This is a genomic window from Nostoc sp. NMS4 (assembly GCF_017115095.1).
GTDB lineage: Bacteria > Cyanobacteriota > Cyanobacteriia > Cyanobacteriales > Nostocaceae > Nostoc.
This window is the reverse complement of record NZ_JABXKI010000330.1, coordinates 25,358-45,355: the sequence shown is the minus strand read 5'-3', so window position 1 is coordinate 45,355 and position 19,998 is coordinate 25,358. Positions and strand designations below refer to the sequence as shown.

General features: G+C 42.0%; 15 protein-coding genes. 8 read left to right on the top strand and 7 right to left on the bottom strand.

The genetic code is table 11. The annotated features are described in order from the left end of the window. Window positions 1–256: 256 nt before the first annotated feature. Together HWQ37_RS29740 and HWQ37_RS29735 are read right to left on the bottom strand one after the other, a co-directional pair. Window positions 257–1,828, bottom strand: a complete 1,572-nt coding sequence (locus tag HWQ37_RS29740; protein ID WP_292754004.1) for an efflux RND transporter periplasmic adaptor subunit — start codon at window positions 1,826–1,828, stop codon at window positions 257–259. A 101-nt stretch (window positions 1,829–1,929) separates the two neighbouring features. Continuing rightward, window positions 1,930–2,529, bottom strand: a complete 600-nt coding sequence (locus HWQ37_RS29735) for a hypothetical protein (RefSeq protein WP_292754003.1) — start codon at window positions 2,527–2,529, stop codon at window positions 1,930–1,932. Window positions 2,530–2,934: 405 nt separating this feature from the next. Here HWQ37_RS29735 and HWQ37_RS29730 point away from each other — a divergent pair, with 405 nt between their 5' ends. Beyond that, the gene (locus HWQ37_RS29730; RefSeq protein ID WP_292754002.1) at window positions 2,935–3,822 is read left to right on the top strand and encodes a tetratricopeptide repeat protein; all 888 of its coding nucleotides are present in this window, start codon (window positions 2,935–2,937) and stop codon (window positions 3,820–3,822) included. Window positions 3,823–4,022: 200 nt separating this feature from the next. Here HWQ37_RS29730 and HWQ37_RS29725 read toward each other — a convergent pair whose 3' ends face one another. Further along, on the bottom strand, window positions 4,023–4,427 hold the full coding sequence (locus HWQ37_RS29725; RefSeq protein ID WP_094353192.1) for a response regulator: 405 nt from the start codon (window positions 4,425–4,427) through the stop codon (window positions 4,023–4,025). A gap of 394 nt (window positions 4,428–4,821) precedes the next feature. On the opposite strand from HWQ37_RS29725, the gene gyrA reads away from it, so the two are divergent. Continuing rightward, window positions 4,822–7,371, top strand: a complete 2,550-nt coding sequence (gene gyrA, locus HWQ37_RS29720) for a DNA gyrase subunit A (RefSeq protein ID WP_292754001.1) — start codon at window positions 4,822–4,824, stop codon at window positions 7,369–7,371. Window positions 7,372–7,769: 398 nt separating this feature from the next. Further along, window positions 7,770–7,955, top strand: coding sequence for a chlorophyll a/b-binding protein (locus tag HWQ37_RS29715; RefSeq protein ID WP_292754000.1), 186 nt, complete (start codon window positions 7,770–7,772; stop codon window positions 7,953–7,955). Window positions 7,956–8,086: 131 nt separating this feature from the next. Here the strand turns inward: HWQ37_RS29715 and rpoD are convergent, their stop codons facing one another. Both rpoD and gyrB read right to left on the bottom strand, forming a co-directional pair. Then, window positions 8,087–9,256 carry an RNA polymerase sigma factor RpoD gene (gene rpoD, locus HWQ37_RS29710; RefSeq protein WP_292753999.1) on the bottom strand — a complete coding sequence of 390 codons (1,170 nt, stop codon included), beginning with the start codon at window positions 9,254–9,256 and terminating at the stop codon, window positions 8,087–8,089. Window positions 9,257–10,882: 1,626 nt separating this feature from the next. Continuing rightward, window positions 10,883–12,820, bottom strand: coding sequence for a DNA topoisomerase (ATP-hydrolyzing) subunit B (gene gyrB, locus HWQ37_RS29705; RefSeq protein WP_292753998.1), 1,938 nt, complete (start codon window positions 12,818–12,820; stop codon window positions 10,883–10,885). A 227-nt stretch (window positions 12,821–13,047) separates the two neighbouring features. Here gyrB and miaA point away from each other — a divergent pair, with 227 nt between their 5' ends. Then, window positions 13,048–13,953 carry a tRNA (adenosine(37)-N6)-dimethylallyltransferase MiaA gene (gene miaA, locus HWQ37_RS29700; protein ID WP_292753997.1) on the top strand — a complete coding sequence of 302 codons (906 nt, stop codon included), beginning with the start codon at window positions 13,048–13,050 and terminating at the stop codon, window positions 13,951–13,953. Between the two features lie 56 nt (window positions 13,954–14,009). On the opposite strand, the gene HWQ37_RS29695 is transcribed toward miaA, so the two are convergent. Further along, the gene (locus HWQ37_RS29695; RefSeq protein WP_292753996.1) at window positions 14,010–14,738 is read right to left on the bottom strand and encodes a Uma2 family endonuclease; all 729 of its coding nucleotides are present in this window, start codon (window positions 14,736–14,738) and stop codon (window positions 14,010–14,012) included. Between the two features lie 171 nt (window positions 14,739–14,909). Between HWQ37_RS29695 and HWQ37_RS29690 the strand changes: the two genes are divergently transcribed. Continuing rightward, window positions 14,910–15,866, top strand: a complete 957-nt coding sequence (locus tag HWQ37_RS29690) for a WG repeat-containing protein (protein ID WP_292753995.1) — start codon at window positions 14,910–14,912, stop codon at window positions 15,864–15,866. 43 nt (window positions 15,867–15,909) lie between these two features. Here the strand turns inward: HWQ37_RS29690 and HWQ37_RS29685 are convergent, their stop codons facing one another. Further along, on the bottom strand, window positions 15,910–16,032 hold the full coding sequence (locus HWQ37_RS29685) for a DUF2281 domain-containing protein (RefSeq protein ID WP_292753994.1): 123 nt from the start codon (window positions 16,030–16,032) through the stop codon (window positions 15,910–15,912). 301 nt (window positions 16,033–16,333) lie between these two features. Here HWQ37_RS29685 and glcD point away from each other — a divergent pair, with 301 nt between their 5' ends. The 3 genes from glcD to HWQ37_RS29670 all read left to right on the top strand — a co-directional run bounded on the left by glcD (window position 16,334) and on the right by HWQ37_RS29670 (window position 19,963). Continuing rightward, on the top strand, window positions 16,334–17,806 hold the full coding sequence (gene glcD, locus HWQ37_RS29680; protein ID WP_292753993.1) for a glycolate oxidase subunit GlcD: 1,473 nt from the start codon (window positions 16,334–16,336) through the stop codon (window positions 17,804–17,806). A 355-nt stretch (window positions 17,807–18,161) separates the two neighbouring features. Further along, a complete protein-coding gene (locus HWQ37_RS29675) occupies window positions 18,162–19,400 on the top strand; it encodes a glycoside hydrolase family 10-like protein (protein WP_292753992.1) in 1,239 nt (412 codons plus the stop codon). After that, a complete protein-coding gene (locus HWQ37_RS29670; RefSeq protein ID WP_292753991.1) occupies window positions 19,400–19,963 on the top strand; it encodes a hypothetical protein in 564 nt (187 codons plus the stop codon). The genes HWQ37_RS29675 and HWQ37_RS29670 overlap by 1 nt, the downstream gene beginning before the upstream one ends. The last annotated feature ends 35 nt before the right edge of the window (window positions 19,964–19,998 follow it).

Sequence of the window (19,998 nt, the reverse complement as noted above, 5' to 3'; positions counted from 1 at the left end):
CATTTCTTTCTTCTCTTCCTTCTCTTCCTTTGCGTCCTTCTCTGACGAGACGCTGCGCGTTGGCGGTTCATTAAAAAAGTTGAACCTTTTTACTCGACAGTTGAACCTTTTTACTCGACAGTTGAACCTTTTTACTCGACAGTTGAGCCTTTTTACTCGACAGTTGAGCCTTTTTACTCGACAGTTGAGCCTTTTTACTCGACAGTTGAGCCTTTTTACTCCCTTGCCTCTTTTTCACTAAACCGTATTTATTGATTTAAGGGGAACCACCACCTGAACGACCCCCGCCGCCACCGCCTGAACGACCTCCGCCGCCGCCTAGACCAGGGAAAACTCCTCCTCTTGGTGTTGACTGCGGACGCGATCCTGGTGGGAAACTGAGCAATACTCTTTCGTCTCCTGTCAATCCAGACTTAACTTCGGTAAAGTTATTTGCGGTAACGCCAGTCTCGATGCGAGTAAACACAGGTTTGTTATCTGCTCCAGCCACAAACACGCCTGTGGCATTTTGTTGGCGCACCACCGAGGCTGTTGGCACTACTAAAACATTTTCAACTTGACCGACTTGAAAATCTACTTCCGCATTCATCCCAGACCGCAGCAGTCTTTGAGGGTCCAAAAGTGATACTCTCACTTCAAAACTGGTAACATTTTGCTCTACTATGGCTTGGGCAGCAATTTGGCTGACTTTACCTTCAAAGGTTTTTCCTGGGTAAGCATCTGCTTTAATCGAGACTTTTTGACCAAGGCTAATTTTGGAAATATTTGTTTCCGCTAAATTGGCGACAACTTCATTTGTAGAAGCTAGAGACAAGATTGAAGAAGAAGAAGAAGAAGCTACTTCACTACTCGCAGTTGTGGGTGTCACGAAAGCACCTGGATCGGCAAACTTCTTTGTCACCACACCATCAAAGGGGGCGCGAATAATCGTGTCATTGATTTCGGCTTGGATGTTTTGCAGCGATCCCCGAGCCGATGTTACTTGGGCGCGGGCTACGTTAATATCTTCTTGGCGCGTTCCGGCTTTCAGGAGTGCCAAAGCTTGCTGTTTCTGCTTCACTACAGCTCGGGCTTGCTCAACATCTTCTGGACGTGACCCGGCTTTTTGCAGAGCTAGTGCTTGTTGTGCTTCATTTACATTAGCTTGGGCGCTGTCACGATTAGAACGGTTTTGATTAAGAGTTTGAAGGGAAATACCACCTGCATTATAAAGTTGCTGATTGCGAGTAAAGTCATCTTCTGCTTGGCGAAGGGCAGCTTGAGCGCTTTGTAAACGTGCCTGTGCTTGGCCAATATCTTGAGAGCGATTACCTGTTTGTACCTTTTGCAGATTCGCCTCGGCTTCGTCTAATGCTCCCTGTGATTGGGCAATATCTTGAGGACGATTACCTGCGATCGCTTTTTGCAAATTCGCCTCGGCTTGTGCCAATTGTCCTTGAGCGGAGGTAAGTTGCCCCCGGAGGTTGGAATCATCCATGTAAGCAACAATCTGTCCTTGTTTAACGAGATCCCCTTCCTTCGCTAACAGGCTTTTCAGGATGCCGGAATTTTTCGGGCTGAGGTTAATCGAGCGCTCAGGTTTCACCGTTCCGTTCGCGGAAACTGTAATTGTTAAACTCTGCCTTTCTACAGGCTTTGTCAGCACTCTACGTCTAGCTTCTTGCCGGGGAGCAACCGTTACTTGGTAATAAACCGCATAGCCAATTCCACCCAAAAGGCAAAGAGCAATTAGCCAAGAGAGCCAGTTACGTCTGCTCTTTTTTTTCTTTACCTCTGGAATCAAAACTGATGAAGATGAATCTACGGTATTTGGTGTATCAATTTTCATATCCATTTTGTCTATAAGGAACGGCTACCGAGCTAGTTATTCACGGCTAAAACTATAGCCTGGTAGCCTAATACTGACAATGATTTTGGGCTTTTAGTGTTTTAAAGGTTTATTTGCAGTACCAATCCACTAGGAAGTCTGAAGTAATCATCACGCACTCTTACTAATCTCCCAGCAGGAACAATTTCCTGATTGGGAAGCAGAATATCCCCATTAGGAAGTCTGAAGTAACCTTGATCGCGCAGTCTAACTATGGATCTAGAAGGAATAATTTGCCCATTGGGATATCTGATATCACCATTACCAAGTCTGACTACTCTGCCATTAAATTGGTTGTCACGATTCCAATTATCCCGATCTCTGGGGTTTCTGACTTCTCCAGAATTGGATCTGCCATCGCGGTTCCAATTATTATTCCTGTCTCTAGAGTTTCTGACTTCTCCAGAATTGGATCTGCCATCGCGGTTCCAATTATTATTCCTGTCTCTAGAGTTTCTGACTTCTCCAGAATTGGATCTGCCGTCGCGATCCCAATTATCCCTGTCTCTAGAATTGGATCTGCCGTCACGATCCCAATTTTGATTGCGATCGCCATCAACGTAGACTTTCGTTTGGGCATTTGCAGGTGCAGTCAAGAGTGTGGGAACAATAATCAGGGCAGCAGCAGCTAATACAATCGATATACGGTTTGGTTTCAACATGAAATTGACTCCTTATTTACATTAAAGTTCTATTCTGCTGAGGTATGGATTAAGCAATCTTAGACAGTTGCTTTTTTGCATATCAAAGTGTTTAATATTTACCTCATCGTATAAATTCATACATAATAATTATCATTCAAAATCTCTAAACTGATGTATGACCAAAGTCACTAGTAATTCCAAACTGATGTATGACCAAAGTCATCAGTTTTTCTAATGGGGCATTGGGCATTGGGAAAGAGGAGGCAGGAGGCAGAAGTTCTTTAATTTTGAATTTTGAATTTTGAATTTTGAATTGATTGCTCATCCTTTTCCCCAAGATTGGTAAGATTTTGCTACCGCCAACAGCGTAGATCGTTTAAGCTAGCTGAAAGATTCTTTGATTAGTGGCTTAAAGGCGGTAGTGTGCCTAAATATGTTCGTTTGATTTCTCTTTTAATGGTCTGTAGTTTATGGAGTATGCCAAAAGCCGCTAACGCGCAGGCCTTAATACCCCATACACTGCAACTAGATGCGACAAAGTTAGAAAAGCAGGGGTTGAGCTTGGCACAAGAGGCAGCTCAACTAGCTCAGTTTCAACAGGTTGATTTAGCTTTGCCACGAGCGCGGCTGGCTAGTCAACTGGCTCCTGGGAATGATAAGGTGTGGTTGCTGTTAGGTGGATTGCAACTGCAAACGAAAGAGTATGATGGGGCGATCGCTAGTCTGAAAAAAGCACAATCTCTCAACCCGAAAAATGGTGATATTTTGTTTGCTTTGGGTTCAGCGAATTTTCAGCAGAAAAATTACCAGGCTGCTGTTGTCAATTATCAAGATGGTTTAAAGTTAAAACCCAACGATCCAGAAGGATTATTTGATTTGGGTAATGCTTACTATTTGCTGGGTAAATTGCCAGATGCGATCGCCCAGTACGATAAAGCCGTCTCCCAAGATAAAAAATTCTGGCCGGCGCTCAACAACATTGGCTTAATCAACTACGAACAGGGTAATGTCCCCGAAGCAATTAAGCGATGGCAATCGGCTGTAACCCTTGAGAAACAAGCCGCAGAACCTTTATTGGCCTTAGCCGTGGCACTGTATACTAAAGGCGATCGCCAACAAGGACTAACCTTGGGAGAAGCTGCACTCCGTATCGATTCGCGCTATGCTAATTTGAATTTCCTCAAAGAAAATCTCTGGGGCGATCGCCTACTGTCTGATACGAAAAAATTCCTCGAATTACCCCGTATTCAAGCAGCCATACAACAACGAGAAAACTCATCATCAGCGCCTAGAGAACAGCCTACTCAATAGGAGCAGGGGAGCAGGGGAAGCAGGGGAGGCAGGGGGAGCAAAATTATTGATTAATTCCCAATACCCCATGCCCCATGCCCCATTCCTATAACCACTTGCGTAACAGTACCTTTTCGTAGTACATCTATACTAGATAAATACAGGAACTAATCGGCCAAAAACATTGGCGGGCGAGTATTCCTGAAATAAGTAGTTAATTCTCAGTGTTCGTCTGTGGGTAGAAGTGCGATGATTTGGTCAACGAACTGTTGATGGTCAACAACTGGCTTAGAAATGTAGCCATCAGCACCGCTTTGCTTGAGAAAGTTCTCGCGATCGCCTTCCATAGCATGGGCTGTCACCAGAATCACAGGTAAGTTTGCTGTTTTTGGATCGGATTTTAACATTTGTGTAATCTTGATCCCATCAACGGACTTGCCTTGGTAAACACTTCTGGAGAGAGAAACATCCATCAAAATCAGGTCGGCTTCTCCTGATTGGGCAATTTTTATGACTTCTTCGACATTTTCAGTGTGTTTCACACCCAAGCCACCACGCTTGGACAAAATTTTGGAAAAAACACGAGCATTAATTAGATCGTCTTCAACAATTAAAACAGTTTTCATGAGAATTTTAGTTATAGAGGTGAGGAGATTCAAGAATTCCAGAATACAAAATTAAGAAATGCAATCATGATGAGAAGGAGTCAGAATTCAGAATTCAGAATTCAGAATACCCCAGCACTCAAATCCAGTCCCACGGAATCCATTGTGAATTCTGTCTCCTGAGTCTTAATTCTTCTTTGGTAAGTATCATGGCTACTAAGTTTATGTAGATTATACTCGTGTGCATCCTTTTTAATAGTCAATGTGCATCTTCGTCATCAAGGATGATAGTACTGCTTTTTCTTCTGTGACTATCAAAATTTTGTGATGAATCTCATTTCATCCGTTATGCTGTGGTTGCCGCAGTATTGAGTTCCATCGGTTTTTGTGTAGTTAAATTTCAGGGAAAAAACTCATGGCAAAACAGTTAAACCTTCTCTCAACGGGACAGGTAATTCCAACAGCCCTGCACACCGAGATGCAACGGTCTTATCTAGAATATGCCATGAGCGTGATTGTCGGGCGAGCGCTACCAGACGTGCGTGATGGCTTAAAACCAGTGCATCGGCGCATTTTGTATGCAATGCACGAACTCGGTTTAGTACCAGATAGACCCTATCGAAAATGTGCGCGTGTAGTGGGTGATGTGTTGGGTAAATACCATCCCCACGGCGACCAATCAGTTTACGATGCTTTAGTTAGGCTGGTGCAGGATTTTTCTAGCCGTTATCCTTTGCTGGCAGGACATGGTAACTTTGGCAGCGTCGATAACGATCCGCCGGCGGCGATGCGTTACACAGAAACGCGCCTCGCACCCATCAGCCATGAAGGAATGCTGACAGAAATCGGTGAAGAAACTGTGGAATTTGTCGGGAACTTCGATAATTCTCAGCAAGAACCAACGGTGTTACCGGCTCAGTTGCCGTTTCTGTTGCTCAATGGCTGTGCTGGGATTGCTGTGGGGATGGCGACAAATGTCCCACCGCACAATTTAGGGGAAGTTGTCGATGGGTTAATTGCCTTAATCGACAACCCAGATTTGTCAGATGAAAAGTTATTTGAGTTAATTCCAGGGCCAGATTTTCCCACTGGTGGAGAAATAATTGGTGAGACGGGAATTCGAGAAGCTTACACCACAGGTAAAGGTGGAATTCTGCTGCGGGGAGTTGCAACTCTAGAGGAAATTCCAGCCGCGAGAGGAAGCAAGCGACGGACGGCAATTATCATTACAGAATTGCCTTATCAAGTTAATAAAGCTGCCTGGATTGAGAAGGTAGCGGACTTAGTAAATCAAGGTCGTTTGCAAGGAATTTCCGATCTGCGAGACGAGAGCGATCGCGAAGGGATGCGGGTGGTAATTGAACTCAAACGCGATACCAATCCCCAAGAAGTTCTCCAGCATTTATATCACCAAACTGCTTTACAAATGACTTTTGGGGCGATTCTCCTCGCAATCGTGGATGGACAACCCCGCCAGTTAAGTTTGCGTCAACTGTTGCAAGAATTTTTGAGTTTCCGAGAGGAGACGCTGAACCGTCGCTACAATTACGAGTTGGGTAAAGCTCAAAGTCGTGTGCATTTGGTAGAAGGTTTGCTGAAAGCGCTGTCTAATTTGGATGAGGTAATTCAAATTTTGCGCCAAGCGCCCGATGGTAGTACGGCAAAAATTAATCTTTGTAGCCAACTGGATTTGAGTGAGGTACAAGGAGATGCAATTTTAGCCATGCCGTTGCGCCGCCTGACTGGTTTAGAAAAGCAAAATTTGCAGCAAGAATTTGAGCAGATCAGCGAACAAATTAGCTTGTTGGAGCAATTACTTAACGATCGCCGCGAATTACTCAAGGCGCTGAAAAAAGATTTGCGATCGCTCAAGCGCAAGTACAACGATCCCCGTCGGACGAAAATTGGGGAGGAGCAGAAGTCTAGGGTAGAGGAGCAGAAGTCTAGAGCAGAGGAGGAAGAGGAACTTAAATCTTCTGAACCGATAGAAGAAGCGGTTTTAGAATTTACCCAACGGGGTTATGTGCGCCGCACCCAGCCATCTGGGAAAAAGTCAAAAGCTGAAAATGGTCTACACGATAATGACTTCATTATCCAAACTTTGTTAACTGATACAGGGAAAGACTTGCTAATACTAACTGGTGGCGGCAAAGTCTATCCGGTGAATGTGGCAGAAATTCCCCTAACTACTGGGCGTTCTCCACGGGGAAAACCTTTAATTACTATGCTTAGTAGTACTGCTCAAGGCGCTCAAGAAGCTGTGGTCAGCCGCTTTGTACTGCCAGAAAATCTCGCAACTAAGCAGATGATTCTTCTAACAAAACAAGGAAGAATTAAGCGTCTGTCTCTGGAAGAATTTACTAACCTGACTCGGCGCGGAATCACGATTTTGAAGCTCAAAGACGATGATGAATTGTCATTTACTCAGTTCACAGCTCCAGGGGAGCATCTGATTTTAGCTAGTTCTGGTGGGCGACTGTTGCGCTTTGCAGTCAATGATGAACAATTACCGGTCATGGGTCGCACGGCCATGGGCTTACAAGCATTTCGGTTATTGAAAAATCAGCAAATGGTTGGCTGTGTCACTGTCGGAAAAGATGACCAATTACTGCTAGTTACTCAAGAAGGATATGCCAAACGGATGCCTGCAAGTCAGTTAAGAGCGGCTAATCGCGGCGATTTAGGGACGCAAGCGCTGAAATTTGCTAGCAAAACTGACAACTTAGCTGGTATGGTGATGGCGATGCCAACTCTTGGAGACGCTACGCGTAGCTTGCTTCCACGAAGTGGTACGGCGGGCTACGCCAACGCATCTGGCGAAGTAGCTTTAGTCACGAATAAGGAGCGGGTAGTGCGGATAGCTGTGGAAACAGTGCCGATTTTAGGCAAAGATGTCAAAGGTGAAAGCATCCTCCAACTCAGCCGCGATGAAAAAATCATCACTGTAGCTGAAGTGCGATCGTAAATTATGTAGGGCTGATCTCATTCCCAGTCTCCGACTGGGAATGCCTACGAAAGACTGATTATTGTAGAGACGGCGATTCATCGCGTCTCTTGCTTTAAACGAATAGTGTTGACCCCGATTTATTGAAGAAGTCGGGGTTCTGGGCAGTGTTTTTGACTCCAATATCTCTATTAATTATTAATTTTAATATTGTCTATAACGGTAAAAATCTAGATAACATTTCTCTTATCTCAGTAAATCTCACTGAAGACTGATGTTTTAATCTGTATAAATAGCTATTTCTATTTATGTCAAGGTATAGAAACAAAAGTATAAAAAATGTTGCCTTTATGAAAATATTTGTTATATTAGTTTACATAAGGCAATAAACCTTAAAAATTAAGTTTGGAGTCCTAACCATGACAAATGCAAGCACAACAAAAGTCACTACTCCTGTAATTGAAGATCGCAACGCTTGGCGTTGGGGCTTTACCCCACAAGCAGAAGTTTGGAACGGTCGCTTGGCAATGATTGGCTTTTCAGCAGCCATTTTGGTTGAAGTTTTTTCTGGTCAAGGCTTCTTACATTTTTGGGGCATCCTGTAAGCTTTAATATCCAAGATGACCTATAAATAAAAAAACCTGGAGTGCAAATTCACTACCAGGTTTTTATTTGTTTGTCATTAGTCAGTTGTCATTTGTTTATTTACTAATGACTAATGACCAATGACTATTGACTACCGAATATATTCCTTAAGAACGCTGTTGCGATTTGGATGGCGTAACTTGCGGAGTGCTTTCGCCTCAATTTGACGAATCCGTTCGCGGGTAACGTTGAAAATCTGGCCGATTTCCTCAAGGGTTTTCATCCGACCATCATCCAAGCCGTAACGCAGTCTCAGAACATCGCGTTCGCGTGGACTGAGACTGTCGAGGACTTTTTCCAGGTCTTCGCGCAGAAGATTTTTGGAAACTTGGTCTTCTGGTGTCTCACCATCGGATTCAATAAAATCGCCCAATCGAGAATCTTCTTCTTTACCAATAGGCGTTTCTAGTGAAATTGGTAACTGAGCGGATTTAGCAATGAACCGCAACTTCTCAATGGTCATTTCCATCCGAGTCGCAATTTCTTCTTCGGTGGGTTTGCGACCCATTTCTTGAGATAGTAGCTTGGTAGTTTTCTTAATCCGAGAAATGGTTTCGTAAAGGTGAACTGGAAGACGAATTGTGCGAGATTGATCTGCGATCGCGCGGGTAATTGCTTGACGAATCCACCATGTAGCGTATGTAGAGAACTTATAACCTTTCTCGTGGTCAAACTTTTCAGCCGCGCGAATCAAGCCGAGACTGCCTTCCTGAATTAAATCTTGGAACGACAAACCACGATTCATGTACTTCTTAGCAATTGAAACTACAAGACGGAGGTTAGATTGCACCATCTTGTCTTTCGCCCGACGACCAACATGGAGGCGATAACGAAAGGCTGGTAGTGGCAGTTGTACTGCTTCTGCCCATTCACTATCTCGAGGATCGCGATCCAATTGCTCGCAGAGTCTTTCGCGTACCCTCTCCAATTCCAGCAAATCCGCTATTTTCCGCGCCAATTCAATTTCTTCGTCTGCCCGCAACAGCCGAATTCTACCAATTTCTTGCAAGTAAAGCCGAATTGAATCTTCGGTATAGTGCTTTTTCTTGCTTTGTGTCCGACGACGCGATTTAGCGGCTTTTCCAGACTTTGCGTCGTCCTCATCAGACTGAGGCTCTAAAAATTCCTCGTCACCTTCATCTACGATCAGCAAGTCCTCTTCGTCGTCTATTAAGAGTTCTTCTAACTCGAGCTCAGGCTGATTTATTATTTCTAGGTCAGGCTGATATATGCTTTCGAGTACGTTGTTAGCCTGGTTCATGCCGCGTTCCTCATGCTCCTTGCAGAATCAATTACTCAAGATGTGTTTGCTGCTCTTTTAAACGAGCCAATTGCCAACCGAAAATAAGCTTTTTGGCAGATTTGCCAGAGATATTTTCGGGCGTTTTGCACCTCCGGTAGGAGGGTTTTTTACTTTAGTTTAAGCAAGTACTAAAGGTGACTTGCTCACTTTAGTAAATGTTATATGTGTTGCTATCACATATTGCTTTCAACTAACTGGTCAAAATAAAGACTCGCCTTGATCAAAAAAATTGCCACTCTATATAAATGAGTTCATACTGTTGGCAGATTTTCGGATAAAGACTCTTCCGATTGTAGCCTGTTTCACAGAAATTGCACTCTTTTTGTGTATTAATCATGAATTCATTAAGCAACTTTTAGCTACTTTCACCAAAAAGACATTGAAAACGGGATTTATACCCTGGAATTTTTTCTCCACTTTTCGGAATTGCAGTGACGTTCTTATTACATTATTGAAGTAAGTACGCTTGCTCATGCCGAATTTCATGTATTTTACACAACACTAATTACTGAGAAAGAGTGCATTTTATGTTAACTCAGACTATTCGTCTTCACCTACCCATTTTTACATTTCCTTCATAAATTAAGCATCCCTTAGACTAAAATTGGTCTTGTCCTTGGGTAAATACAACAACGGTGGTGGTGCTTGCCTGGAAGCAGTTAACCTTCTGCGTACTAACTACCTTAACTGAGGAGTTGAGGTGGTGGCAGAATCGATCCGATCGCAGTTCGATTTAGGTTTACGAATTCGGTCTTATTCACACGTTAGCGCACTGTGGCGATTTCAGCCCTATGAAACTTGACAAACTTTTCTTATTGTATACAAGGATATTTTAATCAATTCAAAAACAATTTGTCCTGTGAACTTGCCAATATCGTCTGATCTTAGGCAAAAGTACATTAGATACATACGATACAATAGCGATCGCCACGACACCACATGAAGATATTAACAAGTTTTCAGCCTTCTGGTGTGTACTTCCAACAGCTATTACCTCGAACACAGATAACCGAGCAGATTACCTGATGATTTAGTTACAAAGCTTTTTTGCGTAAAGTAATTGTAAATTTCAATACTTTTATTTCGGTAAGTTTCTGTCATCTTATGATGAGAAATCCTCAAAATACTTATTAATTGCCGTTTGATAGATGATATTCAGTCATTTTCTTAAAGCATAACAAATGTGTTTCTAACTGGTGGGCAAAATTAATCAGCAAGTCAACGCAAAGAGTATTATCTGGACTAAATCTCTAATGAAGTTGGTAGTTCTGTTAACACTCGACCGTTGATTGTTTGGAAAATATTGACAAGAATCAAATTGTATGGTTTTTCACAACCGAGAAATGGGGATTTTTTGTAGTTATTGTAGTGTTTTCTGGTCATTTGTGTGACAAGTAAACCTAAATTTTTAATTGATTGTTAGTGTCTAATTAAAAGTCAGAGTAGCTTTTAAAAGCTTTATAAATTACATACTTTGTCATCAGCCAAAAGAAGTAGTTTTTATGCAATGCTTCAAAGCCAAAGATCCCCGATTTCTCAAAGAAATCGGGGATCTGGTTTTTTACGAATGATTTAGGACTGAGATTAGATATCTAGATCGGTGAAGTTGAGTTTAGAACCATAGGTTTCGATAAATTCTCGTCTAGGTGCGACCCGATCGCCCATTAAAATTGTAAAGATGCGATCGGCTTCGGCAGCGTCCTCAATTTCCACTTGCTTCATTTTGCGGGTTTCTGGGTTCATGGTGGTGTCCCAGAGTTGTTGTGGCATCATTTCACCCAAACCTTTGAAGCGTTGGATGGTGTAGTTGGCGTTAGCAGGGAATTTGGCGATCGCTTGATTTTTTTCGCGATCGCTATAGCAATACTCATGATTACGTCCCCGTTCTACTTTAAACAGTGGAGGACAAGCAATATAAATAAAGCCTTGTTCGATCAGCGCTCGCTGATATCGGTAGAAGAATGTTAACAACAAAGTCCGAATGTGCGCTCCATCTACGTCAGCATCCGTCATGATGACTATGCGGTGATAACGCAGTTGTGTAGAATCGAATTCATCACCTTTAACACCTAAACCAAGTGCTGTAATTAACGATTGAACTTCGTTATTTTTATAGATTTTAGCGTCGTCGGTTTTTTCAATGTTAAGAATTTTACCACGTAGAGGCAAGATAGCTTGAGTGCGGCGATCGCGTCCTTGTTTTGCACTCCCGCCGGCTGAATCGCCTTCCACGATGAATATTTCCGATTCGCTGGGGTCACGAGAACTACAATCGGCCAATTTACCAGGTAATGGCGAAGATTCTAGCACCGATTTGCGCCGAACTAATTCCCGCGCATGACGGGCTGCTTCTGCGGCTTTGAAAGCTTGAATAGCTTTATCTAAAATTGAGTCTGCGATCGCAGGGTGAAATTCTAGATACTCAGTCAGGACTTCTCCCACTAAAGAATCGACAATTCCCCGCACTTCGGTATTACCGAGTTTGGTTTTGGTTTGTCCTTCAAATTCTGGATCTGGGACTTTAACGGAAATAACCGCAGTCAAACCTTCGCGGACGTGTTCGCCACTGAGATTAGTTTCATTCTCTTTAATTTTATTGCGCTTGCGAGCGATCGTATTTAATGTCCGAGTCAGAACCGCTTTCAACCCTTCTAAGTGCGTACCACCATCCACCGTGCGAATATTATTAGCAAAACCTAGCACATTATCCGTATAAGCATCAGTACACCATTGCAACGAAACTTCCACTTGTACGTTGTTCCGTTCACCCTGCACATAGATAACTTCTTCATGCAACGGCTGCTTCTCGCGGTTCATGTAGGCGATATATTCTTTAATACCACCCTTGTAATCGTAGGACTCTACCTTGGGTGTATCGCTTTTTAATAGTTCCAGGCGGTGGTCAGTAAAGGTAATTTTGACACCTGCATTTAGATACGCCAATTCCCGTAGGCGACCTGATAAAGTGATGTAATCAAACTCAATGCTAACAGTGAAGATTTGGGTATCTGGCTTAAAAGTAACAGAAGTTCCAGTTCTAGCTTCTTTGTAAGGTTTGACTTGCAGATCGCTAACTGGGATACCGCGTTCATAGCGCTGAAGATAAACTTTTTTATCTCGCCAAACTGTAACTTCTACAACCTCAGATAAGGCATTAACGACAGAAATACCAACCCCGTGTAATCCTCCAGAAACTTTGTAGCCACCGCCGCCAAACTTACCACCGGCGTGCAGTACCGTCATCACGGTTTCCAAAGCCGATTTTCCGGTACGCGAGTGAGTATCGACGGGAATACCGCGACCATCATCTGTTACAGTCACTGAACCATCAGCGTTGATATCCACCTCTATATGAGTGCAATGACCCGCCAAAGCCTCATCGATTGAATTGTCCACCACCTCGTAAACTAAATGGTGGAGTCCTCGCGGCCCAGTGGTACCAATGTACATTCCTGGTCTTTTGCGGACGGCTTCCAGACCTTCCAGAACTTGAATCTGATCGGCACTGTAACTGCTCGTCATGTAAACTCTCCTGATGCGTGGGGTTAAAGTCGCCAAAAGGCAAATAAAAGTAAAATCACTCCAAAATTGTAACACAAAAGCCTTGCTAGCGTCTGTAGGGCATTTTCCAGAGAAGTTTATACTGGGGTTGGAGTCCCTTGTTGGAGGGGCAGGGGGAGAAATCAATTAAAAATTAAAAATTAAAGAACTCCTGCCTTCTGATCCTCTTTCCCAATGACTAATGACTAATGACTAAATTAATTGTGATTTGTGGGGCGACGGCAACAGGTAAATCGGGTTTGGCTTTGGCTTTGGCGATGCGGTTGGGTTCTGTAATTCTCAGTGCTGATTCTCGTCAAGTTTACCGTGAGTTTGATATTGGGACGGCAAAACCAAGTTTAGCCGAACAAAAATTGGTGCAGCACTATTTAATAGATATCTGCGAGCCAACAGAGACAATGACGTTAGCAGACTACCAAGAGCAAACACAAGCCTTAATTACTTCTGTTGGTGTTAAACCACTGTTGCTAGTTGGTGGTACTGGTTTATATATACGTTCTATTGTCCAAGGGATGAAAATCCCTAGAGTCGCACCGCAAAAAGAATTGCGATCGCAGCTTGAATCTCTGGGTCAATCACAACTGTACGCCATGTTACAACAAGTTGACCCTGTTGCGGCACAAAAGATTCATGGCAACGACTCAGTGCGGACTTTACGAGCATTAGAGGTATTTTATGTAACTGGATATCCAATTTCAGAACAGCAAGGGGAGAATCCACCTAGTTATCCGATTTTGCAAATTGGTTTAGATTGCGATGTTGAAAAGCTAGCTGCTCGTATTCAACAGCGTACTAAACAGATGATAGCAAATGGTTTGGTTGCGGAGGTGGAGAATCTTTGTCAAAAATATGGCGCTGATTTGTCTTTGTTAAATACTTTGGGATATCAAGAAATTAAGCAATATTTGGCTGGGGATATTTCCTTAGATGAAGCGAAAGAATTAACAATTTTGCATACCCGACAATTTGCCAAGCGACAACGCACTTGGTTTCGAGCATATCCGAAAATTGAATGGTTTGATGCGAACGATCCTGATTTATTAGAGAAGGTTTGGCAGCGAATAAATGAGTTTATAAATTGCACAAGTTCGTAAGATTATTTTGCTCACTGCAAAGACGCAAAAAACTTTGCATTTTTGCAGTAAGTGTCCTATATATTATCGGGATCTACACCCATAGCCCGTAGCTTTTCTGCTAGTAATTGGGTGCGTTGTTCTGCTTGTTCAGCACGTTGTCGTTCTTGTTCAGCACGTTTTCCTTCTTGTTCAGCACGTTCATCTCCAGTCAATAAAACATTACCATCTTGGTAACACCAGCGTAACCAATGATCCTGTCTACCTTCAAATTCACCTTCCCACAGAGTTACACCTAAACCAACTTGTTCGAGCCAAATTTCTGAAGTTTCAAAGTAGCGTGTTCCCCTAAGTTCATAAATGCGTAGTACTTTTTCTCCTAATTGCTGATTTGGGTCATATACGATATAGTAACTAGCCCGCATTTGTTCATAAATTTTCAGCTTTTTGCCAAGTTCATTACCTTCTTTATTAGAGACAATTTCGAGGACAACTTCTGGAGGTTTGCCAAAACGCCAAACCATATAACAACGATTTTGTTTTTCCCACCAATTTTCAGGTACTTGCACATCTAAGCTGAGAAAAACATCAGGTACAATGGGAGGCTGAAGGTCTGTGTAGTAAATACCCACATTAGCTTCAGCTAAAAAAGTCTGGTTTTGTAGAGAACTGTAAAGAGAACTCACTAAAAGGCGTTGTTGTTTGGCAGATGCAAAATTGTCCACAGGTGTATCATCTTCAGTGACTAGCTGGTTGGCATCTGGCACATAGTAATCATCATTATTGATTAGAACTTCCTGAACCATGATTTTATCCAGTATTTAAGAGCGTTATTTCTAGGTTAGTTGATTGGGGATGAGAGGATGCAAGTTAGCCAAAAACAGTGTGTCCACTATTTTTGGCTTTAGGAGATGATTGTGCCATTATTGACAATAAGAGGTTTGTGTTAGTACGAAAAGAAAAGGTAGGCAAACTAAATGACCAACGGCTTGAGTCCATTCCAGGAAGGGGACAAGTGGGGCTACAAAAATCAAAAAGGACAAGTAGTTATTCCACCTCTGTTTGATGAGGCTGGAAAATTTTTTAATGGAATAGCACAAGTAAAGCTTGGTCATAAAGTTGACTACATCGACCAGATGGGGACGATGATTCTTCACTCACAGTTTGATAAGCCTGAAAGATTGTCTCATGAGGTAACGCAATTTGAAGTTAGCAACAAAAGTGTTAATAGAGAGATTGTCACGATTCCGTTTCGGTTTGAAGAAGTGGAAGACGTTGCATTAGGTTTAGAGCGATTCAAGAATGGTGAAAAGTATGGATATAAAGATAAGAGAGGGCAAATAATCATACCTCCTAAATTTACTCAGGCTTGGCAGTTTGCAGAAGGTCTAGCACTGATAAAGATTGACTACAAGTGGGGCTATATCAATTCATTAGGGCAAATAGTCATCAACTGTCAATTTGATTGGGCTGAAAGCTTTTCCCAAGGTCTAGCACGAGTAAAGATTGGCAAGAAATACGGCTACATAGATTTATCAGGACGAGTTATTATACCATTTAATTTTGATTACGCTGATAGATTTTCGGAATGCCTGGCAGCAGTTAAAATTGCCTATAAATGGGGCTATATTGACTTATTAGGGCAGGTAATAATCTCTCCTCAGTTTGATGGTGCTGACAAGTTTTTTAAAGGGCAAGCGCGAGTCAGAATTGGCAAAAATCATGAATATATTGACTATACAGGTCAAATGGTCAATTTTCCCAACTCTAATTTTTTAAAAGATATAGAGATAGATACATCACTAAAAAAAGAATTAAGAGATGAGAAGTCAGAACTTACAACAGAGGAAGAACATAGAATTTCAAATTCAGTAAACGAAACTATAAGAAAACAATCTAAATATGATGAATGCCAAAGTAGTTTTAATGCTTAAAAATTTTTCATGCCTCACTTTTTCCTAACCAAAATTCATCAGGTCAAGGGTCATTGAAATGATCACTTATCCAAATCTTACCTTGGTTTAAACCTAGTACCCGTTTCTGAGGTAGTTGTTGGGGTTGAGCATATTTTTGTGCTAAAAATTCTACAAAATCAAGCACCTTTTGTTGCTGTTCTGGTGCTAGGGTTTGTAGTTTGGTAATTAATCTTGAGGTGGATCTAAAACTTGGTAAGTCATTTCACCCTCTCCTGTTAAATGTCTGACTCTATCTTACTTTAAGCCCATAATTAACAGAATATTAGATTTTACCATAACTCAAGACGCTTGTTAAGAGACATCGCACCTTGCGTAATCAAATCATGCGATCGCATTTTACTCACCTTTGACTGCTATTCTTGCAACAATAGTAATTACAGCTATACTAACCAGCCTGCAACATCTACCTTGAACTTTAAAAAACTATGCTTACCCAAGATAAAAAACAACACAACTGGAAACCCATCATCAAAGCATTCGAGGCTGTCCTTGGTAAAAATGGTGTGGTGCAACGCCGGGAAGAACTCATTACCTATGAATGCGATGGTTTAACTGGCTATCGCCAACGTCCGGCTGTGGTGGTGTTACCCAGAACTACCGAACAAGTTGCACAAATTGTGAAGATATGCAACCAATATTCTATACCCTTCATAGCACGCGGTTCTGGCACTGGTCTATCGGGTGGTGCTTTACCAGTGATAGACTCTGTTTTAATTGTCACTTCATTAATGCGGCAAATCCTCAGTATTGATTTAGAAAATCAACAGACAGTTGTACAACCTGGGGTGATTAATAGTTGGGTAACACAAGCTGTTAGTGGTGCTGGATTTTACTACGCTCCTGACCCTTCCAGTCAAATTATCTGCTCTATTGGGGGCAACATTGCGGAAAATTCTGGTGGGGTACATTGTCTCAAATATGGCGTGACTACTAACCACGTTTTAGGCTTAAAAATTGTTACGCCAGAAGGAGAAATTATCGATTTAGGCGGACAAATCCCTGAAATGCCTGGTTATGATTTAACAGGTGTATTTGTTGGTTCTGAAGGCACTTTAGGAATTGCTACAGAAATTACTTTGCGAATTCTCAAAAGTGCAGAATCAATTTGTGTGCTGTTGGCAGATTTTACCAGTATTGAAGCTGCCGGGGCAACTGTTTCTGACATCATCAGCGCCGGCATTATTCCTGGTGGTATGGAAATGATGGACAACTTCAGCATCAATGCAGTTGAAGATGTTGTAGCAACTAATTGTTATCCCCGCGATGCTACTGCTATTTTGCTAATAGAAATTGACGGTTTAGAAGTGGAAGTTGTAGGCAATAAGCAGCGAGTTACTGAAATTTGTAAAAAGAATGGGGCGCGGAATGTCACTTCTGCTAGTGACCCAGAAACCAGATTGAAATTATGGAAAGGACGCAAAGCTGCTTTTGCTGCGGCTGGCCATTTAAGTCCAGATTATTATGTACAAGATGGTGTAATTCCTCGGACTCAGTTGCCTTATGTTTTACATGAAATTGAGGCATTAAGTAAACAATACGGTTATCGTGTTGCTAATGTGTTTCACGCTGGCGATGGTAATCTTCATCCGCTAATTCTTTATGATAATTCTATATCTGGAGCATTAGAGCAAGTAGAAGAAATGGGTGGTAAAATTCTCAAACTTTGCGTCCAAGTCGGTGGTAGTATTTCTGGCGAACATGGCATCGGTGCAGAGAAAAAGTGCTATATGCCACAGATGTTTAGCGAAGTTGATTTAGAAACTATGCAATGGGTAAGACAAGTTTTTAATCCTAAAGGATTGGCAAATCCTGAAAAAATATTCCCCACACCACGAACTTGTGGCGAAGCTGCAAATGCATCGGCACTCAAACAATTTGAAGGTGTGGAAAGATTTTAAGAAGAAAGAATTCAGGAGTCAGAATTCAGGAGTCAGGAGTCAATACAGTTCAGATAAAACCAAAACACTTGTAAAAACGGCGATTTATCGCGTCTCAAAAACCCACGATTTTGTACAAGTAGCGCTTAACTGAACCGTATTGAGTTAGGAGTTAAGGAGTTTAAATTCCTAATTTATTACGTTTTGGTATCGTTAACTATATTCATGACCAAAATAGCTCCGTATTATTTCAACTATTCTGACTACTGAATTCTGAATTCTGAATTCTCAATCATCATTTCTTTACATCATCCGGAGGATTACAACTTTATTTTGTAGTTATATATATTCCGATCGCACTAGGTCACGCTTACAAATGAATCGGGTTGCCCGCCGTTGTGTTTATTACTTGCTGTGTTTGGGATTAATAGTCGCTTTAACAGGTTTTTTACCCTCTTCACTGCCAGTTTATTCCCAAAAAACCAGTCCTTTAACTACAGAAATTCGCGGCGTTTGGCTTACTAATGTTGCTAGTGGTGTATTATTTGTTCCTTGGGGTATTAACCGTGCTATAAATCAATTATCGGCTCTCAACTTTAATACAATTTATCCTGTAGTTTGGAACCGAGGACATACTTTTTATAAGAGTACTGTAGCCAAAATCACTACAGGTTCAGAAACTCAACCTTTGCTTAACTTCATGCACGGTGGACAGGATGTTTTAGCAAAAATAGTAACACTTGCTAAAAATAAAGATTTGAGAGTAATTCCCTGGTTTGAATATGGGTTCATGACACCACATTATTCACAATTAGCAAGGCGTTATCCTGACTGGTTAACAATTGGGCAAGAAGGTATAAATTCTATTCAAGATGCCCCACCAGAAGAAATTGACAATCTTTTAATCACTAAACAAGCTTGGTTGAATCCCTTACATCCACAAGTTCAAGAGTTTATCCAAGGGTTAATTTTAGAAGTAATCAGAGATTACGATGTGGATGGTATTCAGCTTGACGACCATTTTGGAATGCCTGTACAGTTCGGCTACGATCGCTTCACTATAGAACTCTACCAGCAAGAACATCAAGGTAAAAGTCCCCCTCATGACCCTTTTAACTCAGAATGGATGCGGTGGCGGGCAGACAAAATTACTGATTTTATGGCAGAAATCTACCAAGCTGTCAAGGCAGTTAAGCCGAAAATCAAAATATCTCTGTCTCCTAATTATCAAGCTTTTGCCTACAAATACTATTTGCAAGATTGGGAAAATTGGGTAAAAAAAGGTTTAGTTAATGAGTTGATTTTGCAGGTATATCGAAATGACAAAAAATCTTTTATCGCTCAACTAGAACAACCATCGATAAAATTGGCTCAAAGTCTAATTCCTGTAGGTATTGGCATCTCAACGGGAACGGTAGGTAGTCCGGTGAAAATGGCACAAGTTAGAGAACAGGTTCAGGTTGTGCGCGATCGCAATTTTGATGGGATCTCCTTTTTCTACTGGGAGAGTCTGTGGGGTTATATTGTACCAGAATCTCCGCAACAGCGACGCAAAGGTTTTTTTGAGATGTTTAATCCAAAAACTGTCAGACTATTACAACCAAAGAAACTTTGATGCCATTCGCGCCCAATAATACTAAATTTGGCTTTACATTACTGTGGACTTTAGCTACTTTTGGCGGATTTTTATTCAGTTTACTCTTAATTGAAGTCGGCGAAAAGCCAGATGTGGGAGTGGTAGAAGCCGCTATTGGCGGATTTGCAATCGCACTTCCTCAAGGTTGTCTTCTCAAACAACCGATATTTTGTATCAGGTGGATTTTGTCAAGTCTTTTGGGTTGGAGTATGATCGCTGCGATCGGTATTGGTGCTGTGGGTTGGATTGTACCTAGCACTCAGATTCTTCCCCTGAGAATTTTGTCAGGGACGATTTATGGTGGATTTGGCGGTTTGGGGATTGGATTAGCACAATGGTTAGCAATTCCTCAGCCTGTAGCTTGGCGCTGGATATTTGTCTCTGCGGCAAGTTGGGCTGTTGCTGTCCCCGTGGGTTCGGCTGTGGGAATCATCTTGCACTGCTTAACCCAGTTATTTTTAGGCGAAGTCATCGGATTAGCCATCACTTGGCTGCTAGTTGGCATCCTCACAGGAATCAATGCTCACAAATTGCGATCGTAAGTTCCTACTTTATCGAAACAGAATTCAGGAGTCAG

Excerpts from the sequence above, each read along its gene's own strand:
- HWQ37_RS29740 (WP_292754004.1), bottom strand. The coding sequence starts at position 1,828 with ATGAAAATTGATACACCAAATACCGTAGATTCATCTTCATCAGTTTTG.
- HWQ37_RS29735 (WP_292754003.1), bottom strand. The coding sequence starts at position 2,529 with ATGTTGAAACCAAACCGTATATCGATTGTATTAGCTGCTGCTGCCCTG.
- HWQ37_RS29725 (WP_094353192.1), bottom strand. The coding sequence starts at position 4,427 with ATGAAAACTGTTTTAATTGTTGAAGACGATCTAATTAATGCTCGTGTT.
- gyrA (WP_292754001.1), top strand. The coding sequence starts at position 4,822 with ATGGCAAAACAGTTAAACCTTCTCTCAACGGGACAGGTAATTCCAACA.
- HWQ37_RS29715 (WP_292754000.1), top strand. The coding sequence starts at position 7,770 with ATGACAAATGCAAGCACAACAAAAGTCACTACTCCTGTAATTGAAGAT.
- rpoD (WP_292753999.1), bottom strand. The coding sequence starts at position 9,256 with ATGAACCAGGCTAACAACGTACTCGAAAGCATATATCAGCCTGACCTA.
- gyrB (WP_292753998.1), bottom strand. The coding sequence starts at position 12,820 with ATGACGAGCAGTTACAGTGCCGATCAGATTCAAGTTCTGGAAGGTCTG.
- miaA (WP_292753997.1), top strand. The coding sequence starts at position 13,048 with ATGACTAAATTAATTGTGATTTGTGGGGCGACGGCAACAGGTAAATCG.
- HWQ37_RS29695 (WP_292753996.1), bottom strand. The coding sequence starts at position 14,738 with ATGGTTCAGGAAGTTCTAATCAATAATGATGATTACTATGTGCCAGAT.
- HWQ37_RS29690 (WP_292753995.1), top strand. The coding sequence starts at position 14,910 with ATGACCAACGGCTTGAGTCCATTCCAGGAAGGGGACAAGTGGGGCTAC.
- glcD (WP_292753993.1), top strand. The coding sequence starts at position 16,334 with ATGCTTACCCAAGATAAAAAACAACACAACTGGAAACCCATCATCAAA.
- HWQ37_RS29675 (WP_292753992.1), top strand. The coding sequence starts at position 18,162 with ATGAATCGGGTTGCCCGCCGTTGTGTTTATTACTTGCTGTGTTTGGGA.
- HWQ37_RS29670 (WP_292753991.1), top strand. The coding sequence starts at position 19,400 with ATGCCATTCGCGCCCAATAATACTAAATTTGGCTTTACATTACTGTGG.